This is a genomic window from Stenotrophomonas sp. HMWF003 (genome assembly GCF_003061285.1).
In the GTDB taxonomy this organism is placed as follows: Bacteria; Pseudomonadota; Gammaproteobacteria; order Xanthomonadales; family Xanthomonadaceae; genus Stenotrophomonas; species Stenotrophomonas maltophilia_AP.
Genome location: NZ_QAIW01000296.1, coordinates 787 through 2,010, shown reverse-complemented (window position 1 = coordinate 2,010; position 1,224 = coordinate 787). Strand labels below are relative to the sequence as shown.

The window sequence follows — 1,224 nt, the reverse complement described above, 5'->3', positions numbered from 1 at the left end:
CCGTTGCCCGGGCAGTACGGCGCGGTGACCGCGCTGCCGCTGATGTTCGAGGTGGTGGACAGCCTGCCGCGCCAGGCCGGCGACGCCAGTGGCGCGCCGATGCCGGCCAACGTGACCCGCGAGGCGATCTGCTGGCCGACCGGGGAGCTGGCCGAGCGCACCGGGGAGGCGTTGTGCCAGCGCCGCCTGGATGCGTTCGTGCTGGATGGCGTAGTGCCGCCCACCTTCGCCGAGCGCGACGCGCGGCTGTGGCAGCCGGGGCGCCAGCGCTTCAACGTGGACGCACGCACCGGCCTGCGGGTGTCGCCGGACTGCCGCCTGCCGCACGAGACCGAGGTACGCGAGATCGCGCGCTGGCCGGCCCTGTTGTCACCGTGGTTGCCCCTGGCGCAACGGCGCGCCGCGCAGTTGCCGGCGTTGTCGCCGGACTGCAGCGACGATGGTCGCGAGAGCGGCGGCAGCCTGCATATCGAAGGCCTCAACGACCGCGCCACGCTGGCCCGCGCGCCCAATGCCGAACACGGCGTGCGCCTGCAGCTGCGCGCGCTGGGCAACGACAACAGCATCGACTGGCTGCTGGATGGGCGCTGGATCGCACGCACCGAGGGCGCGCGCCTGTTCCAGCGCGATTTCGACGAAACCGGCGAGCACACACTCACCGCGCTGGCCGCCGATGGCGCCTGGACGCAGGTGCGGTTCCGTATCCTGCGCTGACGTCGCGCCGCGAAGACGCCGGTAGTGCCGGCCGCTGGCCGGCATTGCAGTGCGTTCGGATCCTGCGCGGAGCCGGTACGTGGCCGGGATTACTGCCCGATCCACCCGTCCAGCAGGTCGGCGAATTCGTCGGCGTGTTCCTCTTCCTGGGCCAGGATCTCTTCGAGGATGCGCTTGGTGGTGGTGTCCTTGTCGCCGACGAAGTTGATCATTTCGCGGTAGCTGTCGATGGCGATACGCTCGGCGATCAGGTTCTCACGGACCATGTCGCGCAGGTCCTTGCCTTCCTTGTACTCGGCATGCGACCGCGCGGTCAGGGTGTCCGGGTTGAGGTCCGGTTCGCCGCCCAGCTGCACGATGCGCTCGGCCAGCTTGCCGGCATGCGCCTGCTCCTGCTGGGCGTGCTCCAGGAATTCGGCTTTGACCGCATCGGCGAGCATGCCCTTGGCCATGAAGTAGTGGCGGTAGTAGCGCAGCACGCACACGTACTCGGTGGCCAGTGCATCGTTG

General features: G+C 69.7%; 1 protein-coding gene and 1 pseudogene. One reads left to right on the top strand and one right to left on the bottom strand.

Annotation, left to right across the window (positions count from 1 at the left end; all coding sequences use genetic code 11):
- A pseudogene (locus DBR34_RS12120) lies at window positions 1-714 on the top strand (penicillin-binding protein 1C); the annotation flags it as partial.
- A gap of 89 nt (window positions 715-803) precedes the next feature.
- Here DBR34_RS12120 and DBR34_RS12115 read toward each other — a convergent pair.
- The coding region (locus DBR34_RS12115) for a ferritin-like domain-containing protein (RefSeq protein WP_258223867.1) at window positions 804-1,224 on the bottom strand (421 nt) is incomplete at its 5' end.